The sequence below is a fragment of the Paenibacillus endoradicis genome, assembly GCF_024721975.1.
Genome location: NZ_JANQBB010000004.1, coordinates 87,210 through 110,405 on the forward strand (window position 1 = coordinate 87,210; position 23,196 = coordinate 110,405).

Below are 23,196 nucleotides of genomic sequence, written 5' to 3' on the forward strand. Positions count from 1 at the left end.
ATGGTATCAATATATTAAATAAAATCGTAGTAAAGAAAGGTTGATGAAGTAATGAAACGTAATCATATGAAGCAAAGCGTAGCTCTTATTCTATTCGTAATCCTGATGCTAGCAATTACAGCATGTAGCAAGTCTGGTGAAAGTGGAAGTACACCGCCGCCTGTCGTTACAGAGAAGTCTGAGACCCCACCAAGCGAATCAACACTGAATCCCGATGAAGCTGCATGGAAGCTCGATACTAGCCCAGTCGATCTAACATGGTTTGTAGGTGCATCTTGGTATGGTAACAATTGGGGAGAAAGCTTAACTTCCAAGTATGTGACGGAGAAAACAGGCGTCAATGTTAAGCTAGAAGTACCTTCTGGCGAAGCGAACGAGCAAATAACTTTGATGATGACTTCTGGTAAACTACCGGACTTAATTACTATGGGCTCTTGGGAAAACGCTGTCAAAAAGTTATGGGAAGGCGATCATGTGTATGCCCTGAATGAATTGGCAGAACAGTATGATCCATACTTCTTCAAGGTGGCCGGAGACGGTACATTGAAGTGGTACCGTCAAGACAATGGCAATACGTATGGTGTACCGAATGATTCATATAGCCCGAATCTAATGCATGAAACAGGTATGACGGCTGCTAACCAAACGTTTCTAGTACGCAAAGATTTGTATGAGGAAATGGGAAGCCCAGACTTAAGTACACCAGAAGGATTCTTGAATGCGCTACAAACGATAAAAGATAAATATCCTGAGTATAAGGGTCAACCGATTAGCCCCTTCTTTGCACAGGGTAATGTTCCATATGGGATGAGCGAATATTTGCAAAACTTGTTAGCTGTCCCGTTTGAACAAGATGGAAAAGTATACGATCGTACCACCGATCCGGATTATATCACATGGCTGAAAACATTCCGTACAGCCTACGAGCGCGGACTAATTAATGTAGATTTTCTAGTTGATTCTGATACTCAAGTAGAAGAAAAAACAAACAATGCTCGTTATTTTATGATGATTCGCGAATGGAACGGAATGACGGCTGTTAATCCTTTGCTAGCTGCCAGTGAAAATCCGGATTCTTACTACATTGCAGTGGATGGACCGCAGAACAGCAAAGGTGATAAAGCTAAACTGTTCCCTGGTAATATGGATGGGTGGATGGTTACGATGATTAGCAAATCTAACAAAAACCCTGAACGTGCTATTCGCTTTTTGACTTACTTAGCAAGCGAAGAAGGCCAAATGGATTTATTCCTTGGTAAGGAAGGCGAAACGTGGGAAATGGTTGATGGCAAGCCGAAGTTTAAACCTGAAATGGTAGCACTGCTTGAAACTGATGTTGCGAAGATGGAAAAAGAATACGGCATTATGGATACTTACTGGATGGTGAGAAATCCGGTAATTATTAATCAATGGAGACCTGAGAAAGCTCCTGTAATTAAGCAAATGGAGGACTTCGCTAATAGTCAGGCTGATATTGATAGTGGCATTTACAAAGGCTTGGATCCACAGGGTGATTCTGATGCGGCAGTAGCATGGGCGCGGATCTCTCAAAGTTGGGAGGAAGTGTTGCCTGAGCTAATTACCGCTAAGGATGAAGCGGCATTTGACAAAATTTTTGACGATTTCCTTGCTCGCCGTGTGAATTACGGCTTTGATAAGGTGATTGAATATAGACAGGCAGAACTGGATGTAAGAAAAGCAAAAATGGCGGAGTAACAACTTTCTCTTAATTAATATTGCCGGTCACCGAAATGGTGACCGGTATTCTCGGCTTTAATTGGATAACAACTCGGCATTAACAGCTAGTTATCTACCTCCAAAGTTGTAATATATGGTATATTACAAAGATGGGGAGGGTACTTATATGAAGTATCTGCTTAATAAGATGAGAAAGATTTATCGCAATTCCCGCATCTCTCAAAAGTTATTTCTATCCTTTAGTATAATGATTGTCATTCCTGCCATTGTAGTATCCATTTTATTTATTCGCATTCAGGAAACCCAGCTATACAAGGATGCTATGTCCACTGGAAGTAGCCATGTCTCACGGCTCAATGAACAGTTGCGTAGTAGAATGGACATAATTGAAAACGCTTCCTCTACTGCACTGACTCAAAAAGCATTTGTCGATTTTATTCACTCTAATATGATTGAAGATGGACTGCGTCTGGTGAAATTCAGACAAAACCAATTTGAACAGATGCATAATATTATCGAAAGTCACGAGTTAATAAGCGAACTTAGCTTTTATGTTGATAACCCAAACCTTTATGAAATCTGGCCAGAAATCTACCACTATGACAAGTTTTGGCCGCAGGATTATTGGGTAACACTTCGGGATGAAGGCGGCGCTGCATACAGCATCTTTGCTTTGCAAGATGGTGAGCATACGCTATCCTACTACAGGTTAGTACGTCTTCAAGGTCAACAGCATCTTCGACCAAGCATTATGGAAATTCGCGTAAAGCACAGCGTATTTTTCAGCGACCTATTGGAGGAAACCGGGGGAGATTTCTTTTCTGTTGTGATGGACGGAAATAATCCTTCGAAGTATGTATATAATCCTCAGCATGAGTTTTCTCAAAATGCTGGAGAGAATCTAAATGAAATCTTTAGCAACATTCACGGGCAGCTAGATGTATTAGAGCAAAACAGCCCCATTAAGGTCAATGTCGGAGATAACACTTACTACGCAATATACCGATACATTGCTCCACTAGACGCCTATGTTGTGGATATTGCTTCTCATCAGGTACTAATGAAGGGACCGCGCAGTTGGTATCTACTTGTAGTAGCAATTACATTGTGTGTGCTGCTACTAATAATGCTACTAGTATCGCATACCACTAGGCGCATATTCCGCCGGTTGGACAGTGTACTATCTTCTATGCGCAAGGTTCGAAAAGGGCAACTAGACGCGAAGATTGATACAGGTCTAGATGACAATGAGACTGGCGATGAAATCGACGAGGTGGCCGTCAACTACAATAAAATGTTGGATGAGGTCCAACAACTAATGACACAAGTGGTGGATAAGCAGCTAATTGCTAAAAACGCACAACTGCACTCGCTCCATTCGCAAATCAATTCACACTTTTTGTATAACGCGTTGGAATCCATCCGTATGCTAGCAGTTGTTGAGCGGCAGCCTGCTATCGCTGATGCGCTGGTATCTTTAGGTTCATTACTTCGTTACAGTATGAAGTGGCGCAGTGATACCGTTGCGCTTAGTGAAGAGCTTGCCAACATACAAAGCTATATTCAATTCATGAACTTTATGGAAGGCAGAAACATTGTATTATCGGCAGATCTGCCAGAGCAGGTGCTTCGCTATACTATTCCTAAAATGTGCTTGCAGCCCATAGTTGAAAATGTCGTTCATCACGCAGCGCCACTCGGTGGTAGTGTGCACATCGTCATCACTGTTCGGATAGAGAACAACAATCTACTACTAATAGAAATATTTGATGACGGTGCCGGTGTTGATCCAAACATGCTTGCTAGTTTGCAGGATGTACTGCAAGGTGATTCAGATACACCAATTGTAGCTAGTAAAAATGGGCTTGGCTTAGAAAACGTTCATAAGCGATTGCAGCTTCATTATGGCAAAGGCTGCGGTCTTTGGGTTGATAGTGTGCAGGGCAAATATACTTGTGTCACCATACGTTTGCCTTGGGAAAATGTGAATCTTGGAGGGTGGTAGGGCATGATCAACATTTTAATAGTGGACGATCAAAAGCATATACGTGATGGCCTTCAGGCTATGCTACGCCAATTTCCTTTGCAGCTTGATAATATTTATATTGCCGCCAACGGAATTGAGGCATTGCAAATATTGCGTCAGACTAGCATCCAGCTCGTAATTACCGATATTATGATGCCGGATATGGATGGACTTACGCTAATGGCACACACCAAAGAGGAACGTATCAAGGTAGATTACTTAATTATTAGTGGCTATAGCGATTTTGCCTATGCTCAAAAAGCCATTGAGCTTGGGGCAAAGGGTTACTTGTTGAAGCCTGTGAAGCAGGAGGATCTGCAAACTGCAATAGAGCATGTATGGCAGGAGATTAGAACACAGCAGGAGCTCGCGCGTAATATGATACATTTATCCCGCCGCGCCCAAGAGACAGATCTGAAAGAGCTGTGCATGTTTATGCAGGGTGCAACCAATGATGAGACATGGATCGTCTACTCCGAGCAGCAAAATCCAGAATTATGGCGTAACTACCGACTCTGTCTAATACGGGAGGAACGATGGATTAATCAACCTGGGGTAATTAGTGCTCATAGCATGGAATCCATTGCTTATAACGTATATGGCAGGCAGAAATGTATATGCCTACAACATGGTCCGCATCTTATTCTTGCCGTTGATGCGAGCGTAGATATTGACGCTTTGCCTAGTGCACTCAAGGCCGAACAGATTAATGCAATCACTGCTATGACCGACTCGAAGCAAGGATTAAAGGCTCTTCCGAGCAGCTATACACAAGTAATGGAGCTATATCGCCACAGCTACTTGTTTCCAGATAAGCGCTGCATCTTGCCCAACCACATTGAGCGACTAGAGCAGCAGTGGCAACTTCCTCATGAGGAGTTATATGCGTTGTTCCAGTTAATTGGAGCTAAAAACAGCAGCGAAATTACCCAAGGAATCTCTATGATCTTCCACAAAGAGTTGCTACAACGCTATCACATCCGCTACACACAACAACTATGCCGCGCCATGGTGCAGATGCTGGAGGAATATGAGCGAGTTATTCGCCCCTACATGGGGGAAGAAGCACTGGACATTGAATGTTTACGTAATCTTTTCGATTATCCAGGCATTCGCGATTATATTCAAGCGCTGCAACAACAGCTACTTCGACTGAACCAGTTTTATTATGAATATAAGTGCAGTTATCGCAACTCGCAGGACTTGAACGAAGCGATCCGCTATATACACGAAAGTTACCATAAGCCGCTTGATTTGGCGATGGTATCTAACCACGTTTCACTTAACTATGCCTATTTTTCAAACCTATTTAAGAAGAATGTTGGTAAAGGCTTTGCAGAATATTTACGAGATGTGCGCCTAGACAAGGCCCGAAGATTGCTTGCCGAAACCGAATATAAAATTGTTGAGGTAGCAGCGATGGTTGGGTATGAAAGCTACAAAAGTTTTACGCGCGCATTTCGCGAAGTGATGAATATGCAACCGACGGAGTACCGGCAGATGATGCAGCGGAAATATGAAAGGGAAGAGAAATACCACGACACAGCGTTGTAAACTCAGCATTGTCTTGACCTATTAACAAAGCTACACATCTACTCAAGTTGGCTTTAAGTTTTAAGTTTATCTAGAAATATATAATCGGCCAACGAAAAATCCGGACTATTACGAAATCCATTTAGGTATTTCGTAATAGTCCGGATTTCTTTTTCTAATTCAATGTAGATTTTTGTTATCGTTCGGTTAGAGGAACGATTAATTTTGTTTTGTCCTAATTAGAAGTTTATTTGGAAGCTACGACGGATATGTTATTCTGAAAACGATTAAATGCACCATGCATGACCGGACCGACAAATTCGTTCAGCTTCCAGCCGTGAGCAATGGCAGCGGTAGTGAATTTTTTTGCATGAAGCACGGCATCAAAAATAGCCTCGCCATTAGCAAGATTCGCTGTGATAGCCGCGGCAAATGTGCAGCCTGCTCCGTGATTGTAGGACGTTTCTAATTTTTCGGTTTCTAATAGGACAAATGAATCGCCATCATAGAAAAGATCGACAGCTTTGTCGTGTTGCAACGCTCGTCCACCCTTAATAACGACGTTTTTGGTACCTAGATCATAGATCTTTTGAGCAGCATTTTTCATATCATCAATTGTTCTTAGCGTGCCTAATTGAGATAATTGTCCTGCTTCAAAAAGGTTCGGCGTTGTAATTATAGCTTTAGGTAGTAGCAGTTCGCGTGCCGCATCGACCGTCTCCGGTAGCAAAACCTCATCTTCTCCTTTGCAAATCATGACAGGATCTATGATTACATTTTTCAATTGATATTTATCGATATATTTAGCCCCTAATTCCACAATTTCTACGGAACCGAGCATACCTGTTTTCATGGCATCAAGTTTGGTAGAAAAGGCACATTTGAGCTGAGCTTCAACTGCTGCGGAATCGATTGGGAATACATTATGCTTCCAGCCTGCTTCTGGGTCCATTGCCACTATACATGTTAGAGAGGTCATTCCATATGTACCATGTTCTTGAAATGTTTTTAGATCTGCTTGTATACCGCTACCACCACTAGTATCGGATCCAGCTAGTGTTAATGTTTTCTTTAAACTCATTATTATTGCTCCTTATATTTCAAAATAGTGTTTCTTAATATTTGCACCTTAGAATTGAATCTTATTAGAGTATAGTAGTTTAGTGAGGACTTTTGAATACTTGTGTATTATTTATCATTTTCACCAGCATTAATCCATCTGTAATGTAGAAGACAAAGTTTGTTATTTCTCATTTCGAAATCAAGTGACCTTCCTTTCTTGATACTGATCGATTATTTACTAACGTTAGACTTCATTATTACAGTGAGCCTTATCACTAGTAGTGGCAAAGCAGATGTATGTATATCAAAACATGCTTCTACTTATAAAAATTTGTAAAAAAGTCGAAAATGCACAACTTATTGTATATTTTCGACTTGATGATAAAGACTAGTTTAGCAATCACATCTGTACTTGAACTTTGGCTCTGTCTGAATATAAAAAGCATTTCTAACCTGTGCACACCAGTTTGCAAAGGCGGATCTCCATTCAGGTGTGTTAAAGAATTGATCAACAGTCTGAGTTTCAGAATGCCAAACTATAAACATGTTGAGTGGAGTGATTCCTCCTGCCCAAATTCCATTATTTACGTCGGTATCTTCTTCCCTAACTAATAATAATGGTAGACCAAATTGGAAAGCCATTGAAGGTTCTACTTGAGAATAAACTGAGCCTATCCAGAATGGAGTGGAAGATGGAGGGGGGCCTACATTGACGTCAACATTTTGAATTTCAAAACGACGAAGGTTTAATGCTAACATTCCATAGCTTGATGAAACTAACCGACGAATATCAGTTAGAATGGATTCGGGATAACTTTCGCTTAAAGGTAAAGTACGCGGAAAAAGCAAAGCATTCTCAATCTCAAAAATTAGTCGGTTTAGAAACCGTTGTTGGTTGTTATTTAAATGGGTTGTCGTGCTTAGAAATATTGGAATACGATAAGCATGGTCTATACACTGATGGTGTGCAGATTCTAGTTTTGCATGATCTTTACCTAAAGAACGATACTCGTTATTACTCACCTTCTCTTCATCCCTGCGAATAGACTTATATTGCCTCACTCTCTCTTCATCCTTACGTATAGACCTATATTGCCTCGCTTTCTCTTTATTCTTGCGTGTAGACTTATATTGCCTCACATTCTCACCTCCTTTGTCTATTAATATATGGAAAATAATTAAGTGAGTTTGGACTTTACTTTAGTTCATAAAAATTCAGTCATTTCGTCTAAGAATTTTAGGTGAACGTTAGATTCTTTAAGAGTAGTGGATGCTATTGAGTGTTCTAATAAAGAAGTAACTCTGTAAAAATAAAGTAAATACAATCAAAATCTAAAAAATTGGGTCATAACAAAAACAATTGTACCTTTTCAGCCATTTAACATATTGGTTAGAATAAAGGTGAATCCAAATGTAAGCGGTTTCTATAATAGGGGAGGTGAAGCTCAAGGAGAAGACTAATATGTGTCATACGGTGCTTATATCGAGACAGTGACTACTACAATTTCAAGTTAACAGGTGCACTCCATAGTTTCTCTTACTAACAAATATTATGTTCAGATGCTTTGTATGTCAAAGAAAAGAACTTGTGAAATAGGGAATAAAACTACGAAAACAATAAATGATTGAGGGAGGGTAATTTATGAATTCGAAGCGGGTGCAATATACGGACAAGCGGTTTAAGCAAAGGGTATTAAGTTTATTGTTAGTTGTGGTGATGTTATCTAGCGTTGGCCTATTGCCAACTTCCAAGGTTCAGACAGCTGAGGCAGCAGCAGCTACCGTTACCTCTATGGCTTACTTTTCAGCAGCAGACGGACCTATTATCTCAAAATCCGGGGTTGGAACGGCTAGTTACGGTTTTGTAATGCCTATTTTCAACGGAGGTTCTGCCAACTGGGGAGATGTGTCCAATGACATAGGTGTGAATGTTAAAGTGAATGGAAATTGGATCAATATTGACAGCGTTGGTAGCTTTATCTATAACCAGAACTGGGGGCACTGGAGCGACGGGGGTATGAATGGTTATTGGTTCACCCTTTCCACAACGACAGAAATTCAGCTGTTCTCCAAGGCTAATGGGGTCAAACTTGAATATACTCTTTCATTTCAAAATATAAATAAAACAACGATCAATGCTATGACATCTACACAAGGGTCGCAGATTACAGCAGGCTTTACAGGTGGAGCAGGCTTTACTTATCCGATGTTCAACAATGATCCAGCTATCCCTTATGAAGCTGTAGCTGATGATTTGAAAGTATATATAAAACCTGTAAACAGCGGCACATGGGTTGATCTAGAAAATAACGCAGCTAGTGGCTGGATCTATGATAACAATTTCGGTCAATTCACTGAAGGCGGCGGCGGCTTCTGGTTTACAGTAACGGAGTCTATGAATGTAAAATTAGAATCTAAAACCTCTTCAGCTAGCGTAGTTTATACAATTAACTTTAACGTACCCGTTAGGAATTCATATGTCATTACACCCTATGATGGAACGAACTTTACAGCAGATGACAATGGCGTCGTAGGCATACCTCTACCTAAGATTGACGGGAGTGCGCCGATAGGTACTGAGCTTGGCAATTATGTATATCAGATTAATATGAACGGACAATGGGTAGATATGGGTAACTCTAGCCAAAGTGAATTTTTATACTCTGGCAGCGGCTACAATAACATGTCAGATGCCAATCAGTGGGGATATTGGGCTGACTATATCTATGGTCTTTGGTTCCAACCAATTCAGGTGGATATGCAGATTCGTATTGGTTATCCGTTAAATGGGCAAGTAGGTGGAAGTATCGGTAGCAATTTCGTCTACTATACATTGATAGGCAATCCAAATGCTCCCCGCCCTGATGTAACTGATCATGAAGATGTGATGATCGGAACTCCGAGTAATCCAGCCATTGATGGTATGACACTTAACTGGCAGGATGAATTTAACGGTACAGAACTCGATCTGAACAAATGGAATTATGAAACAGGTTACTATATTAGTGACGATCCCCATAGCTGGGGTTGGGGGAATGCCGAGTTAGCGCATTATACAAATAGTGATCAAAATGTATTTGTACAGGATGGAATGTTGAATATTAGAGCTTTAAACGAGCCAAAATCATTCCCACAAGATCCTAGTCGATATGCACAATATTCTTCTGGTAAGATTAACACGAAAGATCATCTTTCTCTCCAATATGGTAGAGTGGACATTCGTGCAAAATTACCTACAGGAAATGGCATTTGGCCGGCGCTTTGGATGCTTCCGGAAGATTCTGTTTATGGCGCATGGGCAGCATCTGGAGAAATTGATATTATGGAAGCGAAAGGGCGTTTGCCTGGTACTACTAGCGGTGCAATACATTATGGCGGACAATGGCCTGTGAATAGATATCTGGCTGGTGAATATCACTTCCCTGAAGAGGAAACCTTCGCAAATGATTTTCATGTATACACATTAATCTGGGAAGAAGATAACATTAAATGGTATGTAGATGGAAAGTTCTTCTTCAAGGTCACTAATGAACAATGGTATTCCGCAGCCGCACCTAACAATCCAAATGCTCCTTTTGATGAGCCTTTCTACATTATTATGAATTTAGCTGTCGGCGGGTACTTTGACGGTCTTCTGTCGCCAGATCCATCTGATATCCCTGCAACAATGCAGGTGGATTATGTGCGCGTGTATAAGGAAAGTGACGGAAATACTGAAAACGTGTCAGTTACAGGTGTAACATTAGATCAGACCACTGCACAGATGGAAGCAGGTCAAAATTTACAGTTAAATGCTAATGTAGCACCATCTAATGCAACGAATAAGCAGGTAAATTGGGCCGTTTCCAATACCAACGTAGCCTCTGTGAATCAGGCGGGTATGGTGACGGGAATGACTGCAGGCACGACAACAGTTACGGCTACAACAATCGATGGAAATAAAACTGCCACCGCCACCATAACTGTTCAACCGGGTGCATCTACGATAATAGTTATCGGTGATGCGGCGCGGGGGCTTAAGAAAGTAGGCGATAACGTGACATTTTATGTGAATGGCGCAACCTTTGCAGACTTACACTATAAGTTAAATAACGGTCAGCAGCAGAACGTAGGCATGGTCTCTATAGGAGACGGTAACTATACCTATCCCGTAAATAATTTGCAATTTGGCGATACCCTTGAGTACTTCTTTACTTATAATCCAGGGCAAGGGGCGTTGGATAGTCGAACATTTACGTATACACATGGGGTCACTCAAGGAACAACAGAGTAAATTTGATAAAGAACAGACAAGTTTTCTCTTACAAGAGAGCTTGTCTTCTTTTTTGCATTTTTATGAAAAATGAATATAGGCTAATGTAACACGTAATAAATCGTTTTTATGAATATACAATAATTAGTGTGAGATATATTTCTAAAATATCAGCATTCAATGTAATATTATATCACATTGAATGCTGATATTTTAATGAATTAACGTTTAAAATAAAAATAAATTAAAATCATTGACTAAAAATCATTATTGATGTTATATTTCCTTACATAAATTAAAAGGAGATGAGTCGTAATGAGTAAATTAAAACGTCTACGTAAAACTAGAAGAAATCATTCTGGTTCTACGCGCTCTGAATATTCAGCAGCAAAAAATAATTGGGGTAAAAAGCAAGTTATAGCTACTTCCATAGCGTTATCTGTTATTGCTTCGGGAGTAATTCCATTTCAAACAGCTGATGCTTTAACTCGAGTTACTTCAGAAAGTGGCACAGTATGGGAGATTCATGATAATTTTGCCCCTAGCTTAGACACAGGAAGCTTACGTACAGTCGGTACTACACAAATACAAGGTTTCGGTAATATCTTTGTTAAAGTGTCATCACCTTCAGCTTCGCTGATGAATGGTCAAATGATGCGTGGATTTAACATGAAATTCGATGGCGTTAATAGATTCATTTCGACTCAATCTGTAAATCTAGGAAATGTATTAATTACTCGTGAGGTGTACGTTGATAGAGAGAATAATAGAACTAGATTCTTCGATACATTCACTAATACAAATAAGGAAGCTGTAACGGTTGATGTATCTTTCGGCGGCTCTTTAGGGTATGGTACTACAACAAATGCTGCACAAGTAAAAGCAACCTCCTCAGACGATCTAGAGGTAACTACGGATGATTCTTGGATTGTTGTAGATAGTGATGCTAGAAACAATAAGCCACTAGGTATTGCAGTCGGATCTCCAGATCCATTTGATAACGGATTAACTGGTCTAGGTAATCAGCAAAAAGATCCATTCACAACACCATTAGCTGAGTCTGGAAATGATGCGAATTTCTATGGTTTCATTAATACTTTAAGTATTGAGCCAGGTGAGTCAAAATCTCTAGTTAATTATGTGCAAGTTGGAGAAGCTGGTGAAGAAGGGTTAGAAAATATTGTTACTATGCTAGATGAACTTAATAGTCAGCTAGATGTAACTGGATTAACAAACGCACAGATTCGTTCAATTAGTAACTGGGATATATCTGCTATAGAGGGGATTGATACTGGAGATAAGCTGGTTATTCCAAAGGCTCCTACAACGAAAGAATTTGTGACTTCATCCTCATATGATGTTACTAATAAATCAATTGTAGACATGCAGCAGGATATGATTAATGGTAAAACTACTTCTGTAAAAATTACTCAAGCATATTTAGATAGAATCAAGGCATACGATGAGGGTCAATTAGGATTCCATTCATTCCTACATGTATCTAAAACTGCACTTACACAAGCAAAAGCTGCTGACAACGCTCGTAAAAAAGGTGCAACAGGTGATCTGCTAGGTATACCAATTGCCATAAAAGATATTTATGATACAAAGGATATGCCTACTACAGGTGGTACAAAAGCTCTTGAAGGCTGGCAACCTGATTCTGATGCATTCCAGGTTGCTAAGTTAAGAGAAGCTGGAGCTGTAATTATTGGTAAAGTAAATACTTCTGAGTTTGCTAATAGCGGAAGCTTTAGTGAGAGTGGCTGGATGCAAACATGGAATGCGCTTTATCCATCGAAAACATCTTTTGGCTCAAGTGGCGGATCAGCAGTATCTGTTGCAGCTGATTTTGCAGCAGCAGCAATGGGATCACAAACAGGAGTGTCTCTATATGCACCAAGTACAGGTGCTAGCTTAACTAATTTCCGTGGTACAGACGGTATGGCAAGTACTACTGGTGTATTGCCACTAACTTGGGGACAAGATTATGCAGGCCCAATTGCTAAAACAGTAACAGACTTAGCTATTATGTTAAATGCTACAACGGGTACTGATCCACAGGATATTTTTACAGTGACAGCCGATGCAGATAATATGCGTCCAGTTGACTGGAAGGAATCTCTAGATGCTAATTCATTGCAAGGTAAGAAAATCGGATATATTCCTGCATCCTTTGTATCTACATTTGCTGATGATGATACTGGACAAGCAGTAATGGATAAGTTCTCAGAGCTTCAAGCAGCTGGTGCGACAATGGTTGAAATGTCAGCAGTACCATCAGCACCAAGTCGTCCATCAGGTATTAATGGATCTACTGAAGGTTGGGCACGCTATATTGAGCTTCATAAGGATTTCCCTTACATTGATGGAGCAAGTGTACTAGCTTCAGATAAGGTGCTTATTTATAATCAAAGAGAATATAGTACCCCAACTCGTATGACTGAACAGGCTGTACAAGATTATATTAAGTATAGAACTGATTATAAGGAAGTTATTAAAGTTTGGATGGACGAGAATGACGTTGATGCCGTTGTTTACGCAGGATTTATTAGTGACGTATATAATAATGACGCAGCTGCTTCTCAATTAAGTTCTGACCGTGGGACGGGCGTATTAACATCTACTGTTGGTCTACCTACCGTAGTTGTACCTGTAGGCACGAACGATAGCGGATATTCTATCTCTATGCAACTTGTGGGTAGAGCATGGGATGATGCAAAAGTTTTAGGTATGGGTTATGCTCTTGAGCAACAAAGTCAAGCTAGACTACATTCAACATTTGTTCCAGCACTTCGATACGTTTCAAGCTCGGTTAATCCTGGTCCAATCACAGATAATGAATCAACTGAAGAAGAAACAGTAACACCTCCAGATCAAGGAACCGTTGAACCAACTCCAGTACCAACAACACCTCCAGATAAGCCGGAAGTTGTTAGTTTTGTAGATACAACTAATCATTGGGCTAAAGCAAGCATTGACGTTCTCATTGCTGAGGGATTACTAACGGGGTATTCAGATGGAACATTCCGTCCAGAGTCAGGTTTGACTCGCGCTGAAGCGATTAAGGTAATTACAACTTACTTTGGACTAGAAGGACAAGTAAGTAGCTTTACAGATGTATCTTCAACTCACTGGGCTAATACGTTTATTGGTGCAGCTGCTCAATCAGGCTTGATGAATGGATATAGTGATGGAACATTTCGTCCAGATGAGAAGATGAGTCGTGGTGAATTAGCGGCACTAATCACTAGAGCCTTTAAGTTAACAGGTACCGGAAATACGTCATTCAAAGATGTTAACGGAAATGCATGGTTTTATGAATACATTGATGCACTCGCATCCAATAAAATTATTACAGGCTACGCAGACAGTACATTTAAGCCTGAAAAAGATATTACTAGAGCAGAATTTGCAACAATTATTGCTAGATTACTAGAAACTGTGAAATCATAGATTTATATTTTTTCTTATAGAGACGAGATAAGATTCACACAAACATAATGAAAATTCATGATTTTTACCGTCAGAATGATTCAGGGAAATCGTGAAACGTTAGCGCAAAAAAGCCTAAACCCTTCTTGTGAAGTAGGGTTTAGGCTTTAATTATTGATTAAGCTAGTCTCATCTTAAAATCTTGATAGCCAAACTCGCGAACGATGCGGCAATTGCCGTCTTTTTCCTGCAAAGCGATAGCGGGCAGTGGCATGCCGTTGAATGTGTTGGTTTTAACCATGGAGTAGATCGCCATATCCCCAAACACTAACCGGTCGCCGTTCTTTAAGGGCTGATCGAAGGAGTAGTCTCCGATTACATCGCCCGTAAGGCAAGTCGGACCACCAAGTCGATAGGTGTAAGGTTTCTCACCGGCTTCGCCCGAACCGAAAAGCGGCGGACGATAAGGCATTTCCAGAACATCTGGCATATGACATGTAGCCGATGTATCTACGATAGCAATTTCGATGCCGTTCCTATTGATATCTAGAACGGAAGTAACCATATAGCCAGCATTGAGCGCAATAGCTTCTCCAGGCTCAATGTAGACTTCCAAGCCGTATTTATTCTGCATGCGTGAAATACAAACTTCGAGCCTTGGGATATCATAGTCTTCTCTAGTAATATGGTGACCACCACCGAAATTGATCCATTCCATTTGGGGTAACCATGTTCCGAACTTGTCTTCGACTGCATCAAGCGTTGTCTCCAAGTCGTCCGAATTCTGTTGACAAAGGGTATGGAAATGCAGTCCCGAAACGCCTTCAAGTAGATCAGGACGGAAATCTTCTAGCCTCACGCCAAATCTTGAACCTGGTGCACAAGGATCATAGATCTCATGTCCCTCTTGTGTCGAGCATTCTGGATTAATGCGAACGCCTATTTTTCTACCAGCAGCAAGAGCTTTTGATTTATACTTTTCCAGCTGGGAGAAGGAATTAAAGATGATATGATCACAAATAGAAATAATTTCATCGATTTCATCTTCACGATAGGCTGGGGCAAAGACATGATTTTCTTTGCCCATTTCCTCGTGACCTAGACGCGCTTCATATAAACCACTTGCAGTCGTGCCGCTTAAATATTTTCCAATGAGGGGATACATAGTAGTCATGGAAAAAGCTTTTTGCGCCAGTATGATTTTAGCTCCCGTACGCTGCATAACACCGCTTAGGATATTCAGGTTTTTTTCGATAAGTGCTTCGTCTACTACAAAACAGGGTGTCGGTAATTCCTCAAACTTCATGTTAGCGAACCAACTCCGGTTTTTTAGCTTCCTCAGGCAATTCGTCAACCATTACCGGATTAAAATCTTCTACCCATGGTAGTCCCCATTTGTTTAGCTCTTCCATGAATGGATCTGGATTGAACTCTTCAATATTGAATACGCCTGGTTTATTCCATTTACCAGTCATGACCATTGCAGCACCGATCATGGCAGGAACGCCAGTTGTATAAGAGATGGCTTGAGAGCCAACTTCTTTATAGCACTCTTGGTGGTCGCAAATATTGTATACATAGTAAGTTTTGTCTTGACCGTCTTTTTTACCTTTGAAGATACAACCGATGTTCGTCTTACCCACAGTACGAGGTCCAAGGGAAGCCGGGTCTGGAAGTACAGCTTTCAAGAATTGAAGCGGAATGATTTGTTTTCCTTCGTATTCGATCGGTTCGATGGAAGTCATTCCTACGTTTTCAAGAGCTTTTAAGTGCATAAGATAGCTTGGTCCGAAAGTCATGAAGAAACGGATACGTTTCAGTCCAGGCATATTTTGTGCAAGAGATTCAAGCTCTTCGTGATACAACAAATACATGTCTTTTTGACCGACTTCAGCGAAATTATATTCACGCTTAATTTCCATCGGTTTCGTCTCGATCCATTCTCCGTTTTCCCAGTAGCGTCCATTAGCCGATACTTCACGAATGTTGATTTCGGGGTTGAAGTTAGTTGCGAACGGATAGCCGTGATCGCCGCCGTTGCAATCCAAAATATCGATATATTCAATTTCATCAAAATAGTGTTTCAGTGCATAAGCAGAGAATACGCCAGTTACGCCTGGATCGAATCCGCTACCCAAAAGTGCTGTGATTCCAGCTTTTTCAAAGCGCTCACGGTAATCCCATTGCCATTTATATTCGAATTTCGCCGTATCTTCTGGCTCATAGTTTGCCGTATCCATATAATTCGTTTTTGTAGCTAGGCAAGCATCCATGATCGTCAAATCTTGGTAAGGTAGAGCCAGATTCATAACGATATCTGGTTTAACTTCATTGATTAGAGCGATTAGCTCATCTACATTATCCGCATCTACTTGTGCAGTCGTAATTTTAGTTTTGCCGCCGTCCAATTTCGCTTTCAGATCATCGCATTTAGATTTCGTGCGACTAGCGATACAGATTTCTTCAAAAACCTCACTGTTTTGAACACATTTGTGAATTGCTACTGATGCTACGCCACCGGCGCCAATGACTAGTGCTTTTCCCATTATTTGATCTCCTATCACAAGTGAATTTTTAATAATGTAAAAACGGCAACAAAAAAAGCAAGCGAAACACGCACGATGCGCACCACACTTGCTTTGATATATATAAATAATTAAGATAGTCCCATTAAATATGACTGGACAAACTTCTTGCGTGCTCGTCAGTCATCAAACGTATAGTTTCATGGAAAGGTACTTAATATTCAAATATATCATGTTAGGATCAGAGTCTATATAGCAAATAATTACTTTTACCACTCTTATTGACCGTTTCACAAGTTATGTGCATATGCACTGGTTGTAAAGTAACCAACTTATAAAATTTGAGCTTTTAACTCAATCAATAAGGCAACTAAAGTTGCCATTCGGCATTTGACCGGGCTGTCCGTATGGCCATAACTTCTTGTTAGAAGTGGTCAAAGGTTATCTGCTTGGAAAGATCCTAAATGCTTTGAATATTAGCTTTCCAAATTTCATTCATTTTCATAATAGCAGGATAGTGCTGAGCCGGCAAGTGATTTTTTTTGGAAAAGAGTAATTTTTTTTGCAGCGTTGAAAAAGAAATGGAATAAGTAACTATACTCTGACCTTTATTATTATGCTTGAAGAGTCCGTTAAGTTACCGTCAGTAACCAAAAGTTCAAATATCTCTAACTATGAAATAGCAAATATTCAGTCGTAATTATGTTATTTCTGAGCTACTTATGATACGTTGGATTGTATAATAAGTAGTAGCAAGTTTTTTGGGGAATAATGAGATAAAAGGAGAGATTGAAATGTCCTATATCGTTAATTTTAATAATGTGTCTACAGTTGGTTTAGAGTCTTCACCTGTAGTAGAAACGCTTGCTGGTTTGCGTGCTAATGAAGCCCGTTACTTTATGAACAAATACAAGCATGAATTTACGGTTGTTTCAGCTAGTGAAAGTCAGGAGACCCTTGATTATGTAAATCTAATTTTGAAAGAGCGTGATATTGAGTTCGCGGCCAAACCTTTAGAAACGTCACGGTTTCAAGTAGAAAATATTAAATTTGCTTATGTTTTTTATGAGGATGGTCTTGAGGTCAACGTCATGTATACGGTTGATGACCCTAAAAAACGTGCTGTTGGTTTAAAACTTTCTGAGGGGATGGAGATACCAAAGGAGTTGGAAGGGAAGTTTAAGTTTGCTAGGCAGAAGTCTAAACTAGCTGGAACAATTCGAGGTTCGTTTTTTGTTATTAAAGGAGAATATTAAACTAATTAAAGAAAGGGTCATTCCGCAAAAGGATGACCCTATATCTTACTCATACATACAGCACAGTGAACCGTCGTACAATAAATTAGATATATCTAAAATAGCTTCTTAAGCTGCTTGTAGCTGTTCTCAATTAAAGAATGGACTTAGGGCTTTCCAACGTTCTCATAAAAGCCTCTATATTGTCTGTTAAGAATTCACTATATTTAAATGCTACATTAGAAATGATATCCTTGATATCTTTGACAAATTCAGTAATGCTGGCAGTAGAGGCATTACTGAATCGGTTCTCACTCGTGATGTGGCCAATCTGTTTGGATTCTTCCTCTCTGTAATCCTTTATCCAATCCTTATGAGTAGATGCGTTTTTAGCAAAGGACAGTAGAATGCTGCTCCAGTCTTCTCCGTTCACTATAGCTTCTTGAAGTTTGTCAAACGTTTTCGGATCGTATTTCTTCATCAAATCGTTAATATCTATATAATCGTCTGGCGCCCCAATAGGTCTTTGCGGCGGTGTTTCGTAATGGATTTCTTTCGTATTAGGGTCTACGGTTCTAGTTTTAGAGATGGCTTCGATTTGACGGATCGTATTCATAAATTCCGTCGCTTCGTCATCCTTCATGTAGTTGTCCGCGATATACTTAGCTTGAATGAGCCCCAATTCTAATAACTCTGCTCTTTCCTCTTCATCGGTTACGTCTGTAATGAAATTGGATTGAATAATACCATAAACAGCTTCCTTTACTTCTGTGGGTTGACCTATGAGAACTCGATTAAGAGAATCGTTGATTTGAACGGTTCCAAAATATATAGCCGATTTATTCACAATATCGGTTGAAGCCAACTGTCTGGCGCTTGGACTGATTACAACTGTATCAGTATCATGCGACAGTTCGGGTATCGTGCCTGTGACCAAGGATGGTTTTTCTTGATGTTGTTTCGAAATTGTTTTTAAATTTACGTCATAATGGGTCGAGTTATAAATCTTCATGATTAACGCGCTCCTATCTCGTTTATTTATTGAAATTATCATCTTCTTTGCATAGTATCGGATTATTATCACATATTTTTTAGTTTAATTAACAAATAAAGTAACATTTAGTTTGTTCAAACGACTTTAGTCGTGAACGCGAAAGTACATTAAAAAATTATAGTATAGGTGCAACCAATTCTCCGGATTTTCTACTATATAGTTAAGGGTATATAAATGAATCAGTTCTATGATATAGGGATAAGATTTGCCAAAGGAGATTAGTGTATGGAAGATCAAGGAATAGTGCATTTGTACTTAGAGCGTTCGCAGCAAGCCCTTGTAGAGACTAAAAATAAATATGGAGCATACTGCAAAGCGATTGCAAGAAATATACTTTCTAATTATTCGGATATTGAAGAGTGTGAGAACGATACATATTTAGCTGCATGGAATGCAATACCGCCTAATATGCCTAGGAAGTTCTCTGTATTTCTCGGGAGGATCACACGTCATATTGCACTTGATAAATATGGTTATAATACAGCGAAAAAGCGTAATCGTGAGTTTGAAGTCATTTTAACTGAATTAGAAGGATGTATAGCTTCCCCAGAGACTGTAGAAACAGAGTATGAAGCAGGTGAGATTGCAAGCTTAATCAATCAATTTCTATATGCCTTAGATGAGCAAGCAAGAAATCTATTTATTAGGAGGTACTGGTACTCAGATTCAATAAAGAATCTTACTATGAGGTTTAATATGAGTAGTAGCAAAGTGAAGTCCATATTATTTCGAACTAGAAATAAACTTAGAGATCATCTACATAAAGAGGGGGTTAACCTTTGAAACGAGAAGATTTATATCGGGAGATTGGATTAATTGATGAAAATTTAATTGGTGCGGCAGGGCATAGTGGGATAGAGAACAGGAAAAAATCCATTTCGAAAAAGTGGATTGTTTTGGTTGCATGTCTTGCGCTATACAGTTCAACGGCTACTATTCTATTAGCAACAGACTATATTAAAAATCAAAATTCAGAACCATACATACGTTATTTAACAGCTGAAAGCATGGAGTTACAACCTGTTACTCATTATGATGCAGAAAAATTTCTGAAAGCATTAAAAAGTGATAATAATGAATATGTATATATTGCAATTAACAGGCTAGTAGAAAGCTTTAATGATCAAAAGTTGAAAGAAAAATCATTAAAAGAAATTCAACCATTTGTGGAAAGTGAAAATGAAAAAATCGCCGATGCAGCTGCTTTCGCCGTAGATATTCTATCAGAATCTTATGAGAGCCCTTATATTATTAAGCTAGCAGACGGTAGTATCATATTTACGTTGTTTAACAATTATTCGGATTATGGAAGTCAGAATGTCATTTGGAGAATAAAGGACAATGTGCTTGAACAGTTTTTAAGTTTTTCTACACCATCTATGTATATTGCTTCAATTATTCCTTCACCAGATCGGAAGTTAATAGCGGTAGTAATGAATTCTAATAAAAGTGACTTCATTGAAATAATTAATGTTGAAGAGGGAATGACAAGTCCAGAATTGCTGGAATCAGCAAGAGTCAAATATGGTGCACAACAAGAAATAGATACATGGATTCGTACAGATCATGAGAATTATAGCGACGCAAATAATTTAGTGTGGACTGACAATGATACGTTAGAGTTTGAGGGTTCCCTTGCATACAATGATACTGCGATTATTGAAAGTGTTATTGTGACGTATCAATTTAGTAAAAAGGTAATGGAAGTAAATAAACTTATAGACCACTAGAAAGCCATCTTAACCGACCGCTTAGATTAATGTATGAAAAGTACATGAAGCGAAAGGTGGTCCATATGAATAATATAGCATTTAGCATATTGGTTTGTGTGACCATATTAATTGTAATTGGATTAGGCCTATTAGCGATTATGAATAGATCGATATCTGAAGAGGCGGTTAATGAAAAAATTGAAAAACATTTAACCAAAATAGTAGAAAACAATGATTCGTTATCTAGCGTATTATTAACTATTCAATCCAACCAAACAGGCTACTTTGAACAGTTTGCAGTAGGTACGCGAAATCAATTGTCAGATCAATCAGTTCAATTTGATAGTCAGTATCAAAATATAGGAGAGCCACAATGGAGAAAATTCATTTGGAAAATATAATAAAGTCATGACGGTATTAGCCAGTGGAAGTGTAGGGTTCATCGTTGGTTTTATAACAGAATGGCTTACAGCGATACTCCCAATTAGCATAGCAAACTATGCTTGGTATTGTATGCATAGCAAATCTATTCGATTATATGATGTATCGGAGAGTCCAACATAAGTTGAAAACATTTAAAGCTTTGATTAAAGATTAAAGTGTGACTCCAAGTGAATTGCGTTCCTTAGAATAAACCAATTGTTAAAATAGAATTACAATGATCATCGCTCATAGATTAAGCACGGTTAACTATACTAATTGTAATAGTATGGTTGTAATACCAATAAGCCCTTCCATTTGGAAGGGCTCTTTTCATTTCTCATATCGTCCCAACCTTTAGGGGATAAAATTACAGAAATAATAAATTTAACAAGTTATTGCGTAACTGCAATTTCTATACTATACTAATCCTACTGGATAACTAAGAATTAATCATTTTTACTTTTATTAGTTTTTTAGTGGTACTGAAGGAGTGTTAGTGTGATTGAGTTATTAGACATCAATAAAGAATACAGACAGAAAAAGAAAAGTATCACTGCACTTAATAATGTGAACCTAAAAGTAGAAAAGGGCGAAATTTTCGGCATTATCGGTAGATCGGGCGCAGGAAAAAGTACATTACTGCGCTGTGTAAATTTACTCGAGACTCCTACTAGTGGGAAGGTGATAGTTGACCATAGAGATTTGACAGCAATGAAAGAAAAGGAACTACAGGAGCAGCGCAGGCAGATAGGGATGATCTTTCAGCATTTTAATTTGATGTCTACTATGACCGTAGCTCAAAACATCGCTTTTCCACTAAAACTATCTCGTCTATCCAAGCAGGCAGTGTCAGAGCGAGTCGAGCAACTGTTAGAGCTTGTTGGACTTACTGAGCATAAGGATCATTATCCTAGTCAGTTGTCAGGTGGGCAAAAGCAACGGGTAGGAATAGCTAGATCATTGGCTACTAATCCTCAAGTGCTTCTCTGTGATGAAGCAACATCAGCGCTAGATCCGCAAACCACAGAAAGTATATTGATGCTATTAAAGGATATTAATGCTCAGCTAGGTATTACGATATTGCTAATTACTCATGAGATGGGAGTCATTCGCAAGATCTGTGATCGTGTTGCTGTTATGGATGAAGGCAATATTGTAGAGATCGGCAACGTAATTGACGTTTTTTTATATCCAAAGCAATCGATTACGAAGCAATTTTTACATGAATCTGAGGATAGTATAGAGCTGGTTATTGATCGTAACGTACCAGTCACTGGACGTCTTATTTATATCCAGTATAGTGGTCATTTAACTTATGAACCTATTATCTACGAAACGGTTAATCTTACGACTGCAAAATTAGCTATTCTCCAAGGTAAGATTTCTAAAATGAAGCATGTACCTTATGGACAGCTGCTTATCGAGCTGCAAGGTACAGACGGCGATGTAGACTATATTATTACGAGCTTGCGTTCACAAGGATTGGAGGTAAATGAAATACAATGACGAACCTTTCATTTGTCTCCAATGCACCTTTCTTTATTAATCATATCATCTCTTATTTTGATAATGTCAGATGGGATGAAGTGTATAAGGCAACGAAGCAAACGTTATTTATGCTAGGATTTTCACTACCGTATATTATTGCGATAGGCTTTGTCATGGGCATTCTACTTTTCCTGACTTCTAGTAAGCAAATGCTAGAAAACAAGGTTGTATACGTCATAATATCCTTTGTTGTTAATGTCATGCGTTCCGTTCCCTTCGTTATATTAATAATAGTGCTGCTCCCACTAACCAAGATAATAGCAGGCACCAGTATTGGGGTTAAAGGGGCAATTCCACCACTTGTAATAGCTGCTGCTCCGTTTTTTGCTAGATTAGTAGAATCCGCGCTTAGAGAAGTTGACCATGGCATTGTAGAGGCTGCACAAGCAATGGGAGCTACAAAATGGCAAATTGTTTGGCGAGTGATGCTGCGAGAATCAAGAGCTGGTCTCATTACAGCAATAACGATTACTATGGTTACACTAGTATCATATACCGCAATGGCAGGGATAGTAGGTGGCGGAGGGCTTGGTGATCTTGCCATTCGCTACGGACATCATCGCTATAGAATTGATATGTTAATTGTAAATGTTGTACTGATTGTCGTTTTAGTTCAGCTCATGCAAATGTTTGGTGATCGACTCGTGCGATATTTCAGTAAAAAGCAGTTGTAATGAAACAAAAAATAGATAG

At 39.3% G+C, this 23,196-nt stretch carries 16 protein-coding genes; 11 read left to right on the forward strand and 5 right to left on the reverse strand.

Going from position 1 to position 23,196, the window contains the following annotated elements; all coding sequences use genetic code 11:
• The first annotated feature begins 51 nt into the window (after positions 1–51).
• The 3 genes from NV377_RS14520 to NV377_RS14530 all read left to right on the forward strand — a co-directional run bounded on the left by NV377_RS14520 (position 52) and on the right by NV377_RS14530 (position 5,278).
• Positions 52–1,716, forward strand: a complete 1,665-nt coding sequence (locus tag NV377_RS14520) for an extracellular solute-binding protein (RefSeq protein ID WP_258201508.1) — start codon at positions 52–54, stop codon at positions 1,714–1,716.
• 148 nt (positions 1,717–1,864) lie between these two features.
• The gene (locus tag NV377_RS14525; RefSeq protein WP_258201509.1) at positions 1,865–3,703 is read left to right on the forward strand and encodes a sensor histidine kinase; all 1,839 of its coding nucleotides are present in this window, start codon (positions 1,865–1,867) and stop codon (positions 3,701–3,703) included.
• Between the two features lie 3 nt (positions 3,704–3,706).
• On the forward strand, positions 3,707–5,278 hold the full coding sequence (locus tag NV377_RS14530) for a response regulator transcription factor (protein ID WP_258201510.1): 1,572 nt from the start codon (positions 3,707–3,709) through the stop codon (positions 5,276–5,278).
• Positions 5,279–5,504: 226 nt separating this feature from the next.
• Here the strand turns inward: NV377_RS14530 and pdxK are convergent, their stop codons facing one another.
• Together pdxK and NV377_RS14540 are read right to left on the reverse strand one after the other, a co-directional pair.
• Positions 5,505–6,338 (reverse strand): pyridoxine/pyridoxal/pyridoxamine kinase, encoded by an 834-nt coding sequence (gene pdxK / locus NV377_RS14535; RefSeq protein WP_258201511.1) that lies wholly within the window; start codon positions 6,336–6,338, stop codon positions 5,505–5,507.
• Between the two features lie 374 nt (positions 6,339–6,712).
• A complete protein-coding gene (locus NV377_RS14540) occupies positions 6,713–7,342 on the reverse strand; it encodes a hypothetical protein (protein ID WP_258201868.1) in 630 nt (209 codons plus the stop codon).
• A gap of 619 nt (positions 7,343–7,961) precedes the next feature.
• Between NV377_RS14540 and NV377_RS14545 the strand changes: the two genes are divergently transcribed.
• Both NV377_RS14545 and NV377_RS14550 read left to right on the forward strand, forming a co-directional pair.
• Positions 7,962–10,592 carry a family 16 glycosylhydrolase gene (locus NV377_RS14545; protein ID WP_258201512.1) on the forward strand — a complete coding sequence of 877 codons (2,631 nt, stop codon included), beginning with the start codon at positions 7,962–7,964 and terminating at the stop codon, positions 10,590–10,592.
• A 294-nt stretch (positions 10,593–10,886) separates the two neighbouring features.
• Positions 10,887–14,027, forward strand: a complete 3,141-nt coding sequence (locus tag NV377_RS14550) for an amidase family protein (RefSeq protein ID WP_258201513.1) — start codon at positions 10,887–10,889, stop codon at positions 14,025–14,027.
• 157 nt (positions 14,028–14,184) lie between these two features.
• Here NV377_RS14550 and nspC read toward each other — a convergent pair whose 3' ends face one another.
• On the reverse strand, positions 14,185–15,312 hold the full coding sequence (gene nspC / locus NV377_RS14555; protein WP_258201514.1) for a carboxynorspermidine decarboxylase: 1,128 nt from the start codon (positions 15,310–15,312) through the stop codon (positions 14,185–14,187).
• A 1-nt stretch (position 15,313) separates the two neighbouring features.
• The gene (locus NV377_RS14560; RefSeq protein ID WP_258201515.1) at positions 15,314–16,552 is read right to left on the reverse strand and encodes a saccharopine dehydrogenase family protein; all 1,239 of its coding nucleotides are present in this window, start codon (positions 16,550–16,552) and stop codon (positions 15,314–15,316) included.
• Between the two features lie 773 nt (positions 16,553–17,325).
• Between NV377_RS14560 and NV377_RS14565 the strand changes: the two genes are divergently transcribed.
• A complete protein-coding gene (locus NV377_RS14565) occupies positions 17,326–17,787 on the forward strand; it encodes a DUF8821 family protein (protein WP_258201516.1) in 462 nt (153 codons plus the stop codon).
• 133 nt (positions 17,788–17,920) lie between these two features.
• Here NV377_RS14565 and NV377_RS14570 read toward each other — a convergent pair whose 3' ends face one another.
• Positions 17,921–18,778, reverse strand: coding sequence for a hypothetical protein (locus NV377_RS14570; RefSeq protein ID WP_258201517.1), 858 nt, complete (start codon positions 18,776–18,778; stop codon positions 17,921–17,923).
• Between the two features lie 267 nt (positions 18,779–19,045).
• Here NV377_RS14570 and NV377_RS14575 point away from each other — a divergent pair, with 267 nt between their 5' ends.
• The 5 genes from NV377_RS14575 to NV377_RS14595 all read left to right on the forward strand — a co-directional run bounded on the left by NV377_RS14575 (position 19,046) and on the right by NV377_RS14595 (position 23,177).
• On the forward strand, positions 19,046–19,603 hold the full coding sequence (locus NV377_RS14575) for an RNA polymerase sigma factor (RefSeq protein ID WP_258201518.1): 558 nt from the start codon (positions 19,046–19,048) through the stop codon (positions 19,601–19,603).
• On the forward strand, positions 19,600–20,550 hold the full coding sequence (locus NV377_RS14580; protein WP_258201519.1) for a hypothetical protein: 951 nt from the start codon (positions 19,600–19,602) through the stop codon (positions 20,548–20,550). The genes NV377_RS14575 and NV377_RS14580 overlap by 4 nt, the downstream gene beginning before the upstream one ends.
• Positions 20,551–20,615: 65 nt before the next feature.
• Entirely contained in the window at positions 20,616–20,933 is a 318-nt protein-coding gene (locus tag NV377_RS14585; protein WP_258201520.1) for a hypothetical protein, read from the forward strand.
• 520 nt (positions 20,934–21,453) lie between these two features.
• On the forward strand, positions 21,454–22,461 hold the full coding sequence (locus tag NV377_RS14590; RefSeq protein ID WP_258201521.1) for a methionine ABC transporter ATP-binding protein: 1,008 nt from the start codon (positions 21,454–21,456) through the stop codon (positions 22,459–22,461).
• Positions 22,458–23,177, forward strand: coding sequence for a methionine ABC transporter permease (locus NV377_RS14595; protein WP_373425821.1), 720 nt, complete (start codon positions 22,458–22,460; stop codon positions 23,175–23,177). The genes NV377_RS14590 and NV377_RS14595 overlap by 4 nt, the downstream gene beginning before the upstream one ends.
• Positions 23,178–23,196 lie beyond the last annotated feature (19 nt).

Excerpts from the sequence above, each read along its gene's own strand:
- NV377_RS14585 (WP_258201520.1), top strand. The coding sequence starts at position 20,616 with ATGAATAATATAGCATTTAGCATATTGGTTTGTGTGACCATATTAATT.
- nspC (WP_258201514.1), bottom strand. The coding sequence starts at position 15,312 with ATGAAGTTTGAGGAATTACCGACACCCTGTTTTGTAGTAGACGAAGCA.
- NV377_RS14570 (WP_258201517.1), bottom strand. The coding sequence starts at position 18,778 with ATGAAGATTTATAACTCGACCCATTATGACGTAAATTTAAAAACAATT.
- NV377_RS14545 (WP_258201512.1), top strand. The coding sequence starts at position 7,962 with ATGAATTCGAAGCGGGTGCAATATACGGACAAGCGGTTTAAGCAAAGG.
- NV377_RS14525 (WP_258201509.1), top strand. The coding sequence starts at position 1,865 with ATGAAGTATCTGCTTAATAAGATGAGAAAGATTTATCGCAATTCCCGC.
- pdxK (WP_258201511.1), bottom strand. The coding sequence starts at position 6,338 with ATGAGTTTAAAGAAAACATTAACACTAGCTGGATCCGATACTAGTGGT.
- NV377_RS14550 (WP_258201513.1), top strand. The coding sequence starts at position 10,887 with ATGAGTAAATTAAAACGTCTACGTAAAACTAGAAGAAATCATTCTGGT.
- NV377_RS14575 (WP_258201518.1), top strand. The coding sequence starts at position 19,046 with ATGGAAGATCAAGGAATAGTGCATTTGTACTTAGAGCGTTCGCAGCAA.
- NV377_RS14565 (WP_258201516.1), top strand. The coding sequence starts at position 17,326 with ATGTCCTATATCGTTAATTTTAATAATGTGTCTACAGTTGGTTTAGAG.
- NV377_RS14520 (WP_258201508.1), top strand. The coding sequence starts at position 52 with ATGAAACGTAATCATATGAAGCAAAGCGTAGCTCTTATTCTATTCGTA.
- NV377_RS14595 (WP_373425821.1), top strand. The coding sequence starts at position 22,458 with ATGACGAACCTTTCATTTGTCTCCAATGCACCTTTCTTTATTAATCAT.
- NV377_RS14560 (WP_258201515.1), bottom strand. The coding sequence starts at position 16,552 with ATGGGAAAAGCACTAGTCATTGGCGCCGGTGGCGTAGCATCAGTAGCA.
- NV377_RS14530 (WP_258201510.1), top strand. The coding sequence starts at position 3,707 with ATGATCAACATTTTAATAGTGGACGATCAAAAGCATATACGTGATGGC.